Consider the following 4,287-nt stretch of genomic DNA (forward strand, 5'->3'; position numbering starts at 1 on the left):
ACCGTCGACCCCGAGCCCACCCACGACCGACTCGATGGCGTCGCTCGCGGGGGCAGTCGTGAGGACGACGCTCGCGCCGCCCAGCTCCGAGAGCCGCGCGGCCGGGTCCGACTCCGCGGCGTTCACGAAGTGGTCGGCCCCGAGGTCCCTCGCGAGCGGCTCCTTCTCGGGGGTACGCGAGATCGCGACCGTCTCGTAGCCGGCGGCGTGCGCGTACTGGACCGCGAGGTGACCGAGCCCGCCGACGCCGACGACGGCGACGAGGTCGCCGGCGCGGGCGTCGGAGTTACGCAGGGCGTTGTAGGTGGTGATCCCGGCGCAAAGCAGCGGGGCGGCGTCGACAGCGTCGAGGCCGTCCGGGATCGCCGCCAGCGCCTCGGCGGGGACGGTGGCGTACTCGGCGTAGCCGCCGTCGAACGTGAGCCCGGTGATCTCGGCATTCTCGCACTGAAGGAACTGCCCGCGGCGACACGGCTCGCAGGTGAAACAGTGGCCGCCGTGCCACCCCGCGCCGACGCGCTCGCCCGGCTCCCACGCGTCGACATCGGCGCCGACCGCGTCGACGCGCCCAGCGATCTCGTGGCCGGGGACGCGCGGGTAGTCCACGCCGGGATAGCCGCCCTCGACGACGAACTCGTCGCTGCGGCAGATCCCGCACGCCTCGACGGCGACCCGGACCTCGTCGGGGTCCGGTTCCGGCACGTCGCGCTCCACGAGTTCGAACTCGGCTCCGGGCTCCGGCACGACCGCGGCACGCATGGTGTCCGTCATCGGAACATGCTCCGGTCGAGACGATCAAGAAGCTGACGCCGGCGGCGATACGACCGGTCGGCGGCGGGGGGCGTCAGCCCTCAGATCCCGCCGGCGGCCATCGCGAACAGCGCGACTGCGATGACCGCGAACAGGCCGCCCACGCCCGCCTTGATCGTCCCGGTGTCCAGCGCGGTCGAGACGTACGGGGCGATCTGCCCGCCGAGCGTCGTCGCCGGGACCGTCCAGACGACCATGTTCCACGGCGTCGTCGCCAGGTCCATCGTGTGGCCGCCGACCAGTCCGCCGCCGAACACGTGGACGACGGACGCCAAGACGGCAGTCGTCGCGACGACGATGTGGTTGGTGCCGATCGCCACGCGGACCGGGACCTGCGTCCGGAGCATCGAGATGATCCCGAGCTCGCCGATCCCGAAGCCGGCGAGCCCCTGGAACACCCCGCCGACGCTGTAGTTGAGGAACCGTTCGAGGTAGCCGCCGCGGGAGTAGGTGTAGTCGTCGCCGTCGCGGTCGACCCGGGTGACGGTGCCGGACTCGTCGGTGTCGACGCCTGCCGGCCCGAGCTTGTTGTCGTCGTCGGGGAGATCCGGTGACGAGCCGCCGTCGGTCGCGACCTCCTCGTCGCCCCCGCTCTCGGTGGGGTCGCCGTGGGCCAAGTTGGCCTTGAACAGCAGGTACGAGGCCGCCAGAAGCGCGACCCCCAACAGCGCGTGGAACACCGGTTCGGGGATCACGAACGAAAGGAGCGCCCCGCCGACGACGAACGGGACGCCGCCCAACACGAGCGAGAGTGAGAGCCGGCGGTCGACGAGCCCGTACTGGATGAACGCGAGCGACGAACTCGACAGCCCGAAAGACTCGCTGATGAGGCCGATCTTCACCAGCGTCGTCGGCTCCAGCGGGTAGGCGACCAGCGGGAAGGCGAAGATGAGGAACGGCACGAACAGCGCCGACCCGCTGATCCCGACGGTGTTGACGATCGTGGCGCCGGCGGTGAAGACCGCGAACAGCCACCAGTACTCGGTCCAGTAGCCGACGCCGGCGTCGGCGGGCGTCGGCGCGAAGGCGTACACGCCCCCGACGAAAGCGAGGGGAGCGAGGAAGACGAAGACGTGCTGATAGCGCAGAAAGGCGCGCTGAACGTCGCTCGACAGTGACGTGCTCATTGAGGCGTGGAACGCGGGTTACAGGGAGACGAATAAATGCGTTTTCACACGTCACGATAGTGATGATCGATCGTCACCGTCGCGGAGCGCGTCGGAGCGGGTACCGCACCTTCGATATCCGACCGGACGAGCGCACGTTTTCGCGGCGTGAAATGAATGGACAGTGACAGAAAAGAAACGGTTAAACGGACCCGTAGATCACCCGCGGATCGAACGATGACACGGGATCTCGGGACCGCGGCGCGCGGCGTCTCGGGGACGGCGACGCGCCCGCCGCGCGCGATAGACGCGATGAGCGGAGAGACGACGACTGCGGACCGGCGGAGCCGGAGGACGGGGCGGTGAGCGACGGAGCGACCCTCCGGATCGTCGACGAGCCCGACGAGGGGTCGAGCGGTGCGGTCCCCGCGCCGGTGCCGCCGGACGACCCCGAGGCGTGGTACGCCCCGGACGTCCGGGCGCAGTACGAGGCCGCCCCCGGCGTGGTGGCGACTGTCCGCGAGCGCGACGGCGGGCGGTTCGGCTACGACGCCCGCGAACCGCCGCTGTCGGTCGGGGACGAGCGCGCGCTCGACCGCGTCCGGGACCGCTTCTCCGCGGTGCGGCACCGTCGCCCGCTCACCCGGGTCGGGGTCGTCGAGCGCGCCGAGGCCGGGTTCGAGCCGAAGTACGCGGAGGCGATCGACCGGTTGGTGGACGCGAGCGCCGCCGCGCGTCGACGGATCGACTACCACGCGCTGCGTGAGTTCCGGCTGCTCGGCGCGCTCACGCCGATCGCCTTGGACGACCGGATCGAGGTGGCCGACGTGGGCGACGACCGCGAGCTTGTCGTCCACACCGAGACGTTCGCGCCGCTGGAGACGGGGATCGACGCCGACGCCGACTACGTCGAACGCGTGGCGGCCGAGCGGCTCGCGCAGTACGCCGTCGAGTTCGCCGGGCTCGCGGTCGAGGTGGTCCTCTACCGCGAGCGGCTGCTCGGCTCGGACGCGTTCGAGACGAAGTACGCCGTGCTAGAGCCGGACCTTCTGCCCGGCGACGAGGAGCTCATCGAGGAGTGTAAGTCGCGGATCTGGGAGACGACCGTCAGCGACGTGATCGAGGATCGGGAGTCGTTCGTCGCCGCCCGCGCCCGCCGCTTCCTCTCGCGGCGGCTGACCGCGCGCAACACCCGGGCGTGGCTCGACGCCGCCGCGTACCGGGCGAGGTCGGCGCTCGCGGACCGGGGGCTCGTCGCGCCGCCCGTCGACTCGCGGTTCGCCCGCGACCGGCTCGACGACCTCGCGTACTACGTGCTGCGCGACTTCGTCGGCGAGGGGATCCTCACGGTCCCGATCCGCGACCCGCACCTCGAAGACGTGGAGGCGAACCGGGTCGGAGAGCGCGTGAAGGTCGTCCCGCGCGCGTCCGTCCTCTCCGGCGCGGCGGACGAGACGGGCCGTTCCGCCGCCGCGAGCCGGGGTGACGGCGAGGCCCCGGCGGTCGGCTCTCGGATCCCGACGAACCTCGCGTTCGACGACGAGACGACGTTCGTCGACGTGGTCACGGGGATCGCCGCCCGCGACGGCACGGAGCTGAACGCCTCGACGCCCTCGGCGAAGGTGAACCTCGAGCTCGACGGCGTGCCGCAGACGATCCGGTGTGCGGTGGCGCTGCCCGTCATCTCCGAGGGCGGGCCGCACGTCTCGATCCGCAAGCAGCGCGCGGACGCGCTCACCCCGGTCGACCTGATCGAGCGGGGGACGCTGTCGGTCGAGCTTGTGACGCTGTTGTGGCTGCTGTACGAACACCGCGGCGTCGTCCTCTTCGCGGGGCCGACCGGCGTCGGGAAGACGACGCTGCTGAACGCGCACGCGCCGTTCATCCCGTTCGACGCCCGCCCGGTCTCCGTCGACGAGGGGTCCCGCGAGGTCCGGCTTCCCCACGAGACGGGCGTCTCGCTCACCACCCGCGACCACGAGGACGCCTACAAGTCCGTGGGGATGGCCGAGCTGATGACTGAAGCCAACTACCTCAACCCGTACGTGGAGGTGATCGCCGAGATCAACACGCCGGAGAGCTTCGAGACCTTCGCGGAGAGCCTGAGCATGGGCCACGGCGTGGTCGGCACCACCCACGCCGAAGACGTGGAGGCGCTCGTCAACCGCCTGCGCGAGCGGGACTTGCCCGCCCGCCTGCTCCGCGAGGTCGACCTCGTCGTCTTCCCCCGGCAGGTCGACGGCGAACGGTACGTCTCGCGGGCGATCGAACCGCTCTCCGAGGCGGCGTACGACGACCTCGGTTCGGAGGCGAAACGGAGCCCGACCGGCGACCCGAAGCGCGGCGGCGCGGGCGCCGTCGAGGCGGGCGC

Annotated in this window: 4 protein-coding genes; 2 read left to right on the forward strand and 2 right to left on the reverse strand. The window is 71.4% G+C overall.

The features are described from left to right. A partial coding sequence (locus Z052_RS12775) for an alcohol dehydrogenase catalytic domain-containing protein (RefSeq protein WP_099289101.1) occupies positions 1-759 on the reverse strand: 759 nt, incomplete at its 3' end. A 92-nt stretch (positions 760-851) separates the two neighbouring features. Then, complete coding sequence (locus Z052_RS12780; protein ID WP_086216994.1) at positions 852-1,937, reverse strand: sulfite exporter TauE/SafE family protein; 1,086 nt, start codon at positions 1,935-1,937, stop codon at positions 852-854. A 216-nt stretch (positions 1,938-2,153) separates the two neighbouring features. On the opposite strand from Z052_RS12780, the gene Z052_RS21250 reads away from it, so the two are divergent. Together Z052_RS21250 and Z052_RS12785 are read left to right on the forward strand one after the other, a co-directional pair. Continuing rightward, the gene (locus Z052_RS21250; protein WP_254921744.1) at positions 2,154-2,282 is read left to right on the forward strand and encodes a hypothetical protein; all 129 of its coding nucleotides are present in this window, start codon (positions 2,154-2,156) and stop codon (positions 2,280-2,282) included. Then, positions 2,279-4,287 (forward strand): type II/IV secretion system ATPase subunit (locus tag Z052_RS12785; RefSeq protein WP_099289100.1); only part of this gene is annotated, 2,009 nt, incomplete at its 3' end. The genes Z052_RS21250 and Z052_RS12785, both read left to right, overlap by 4 nt.

This window comes from Halorubrum sp. C191, from assembly GCF_002727095.1.
In the GTDB taxonomy this organism is placed as follows: domain Archaea; phylum Halobacteriota; class Halobacteria; order Halobacteriales; family Haloferacaceae; genus Halorubrum; species Halorubrum ezzemoulense.

Coding starts and splice junctions, on each gene's coding strand:
- Z052_RS12780 (WP_086216994.1), bottom strand. CDS start 1,937: ATGAGCACGTCACTGTCGAGCGACGTTCAGCGCGCCTTTCTGCGCTAT.
- Z052_RS21250 (WP_254921744.1), top strand. CDS start 2,154: ATGACACGGGATCTCGGGACCGCGGCGCGCGGCGTCTCGGGGACGGCG.